Consider the following 441-nt stretch of genomic DNA (forward strand, 5'->3'; position numbering starts at 1 on the left):
TTTTGTGGTGGGGTTTGGGGAGCTGGTGTGACGGCCGGGTGTGTTCTTTCGCGGCTGTCTTAGCGGGAGGTGTTTTGTTTGTGGTGTTGGGCGGTGTGTGGGGGGGCGTGGTGGGTTTGTTTTTGTTGGGGATGGTTTGGTTGGTTTGGTTTTGTTGGCTGTTTTGGTGTCGGTGTGGTGTGTTGGGTTTGGGTTGTTGGTTTGTGGTGTTTGTTTGTTTTTGGTTTTTGTGTGGTTTGGGTGTGTTTGTGTGGTGTTTTTGGTCTGGGTGGGTATTTCGTTTGTTTTGGTAGTGGTGTGTTTGTTGTTTTTTTTTTTGTTTGGGGGGTTTTTTGTGTTGGTGGGGTTGTTTTTTTTTTGGTTGGGGGTGGGGGTTTGGGGGGGGGGTTGGGGGGGGGGGTTGATACACCAACTCATTCTGCTTCAAAAACTGTATTATAC

2 protein-coding genes are annotated in these 441 nt (G+C 48.8%); both read left to right on the top strand.

Translation table 11 applies throughout. From position 1 onward, the window contains the following. On the top strand, positions 1-293 hold a 293-nt coding region (locus ACTHTY_RS12060), incomplete at its 5' end, for a hypothetical protein (protein WP_440367866.1). Beyond that, the coding region (locus ACTHTY_RS12065) for a hypothetical protein (protein WP_440367868.1) at positions 251-441 on the top strand (191 nt) is incomplete at its 3' end. The genes ACTHTY_RS12060 and ACTHTY_RS12065, both read left to right, overlap by 43 nt.

Origin of the sequence: Neisseria sp. P0019.S002, from assembly GCF_051957155.1 — a bacterium.
Taxonomy (GTDB): domain Bacteria; phylum Pseudomonadota; class Gammaproteobacteria; order Burkholderiales; family Neisseriaceae; genus Neisseria; species Neisseria perflava.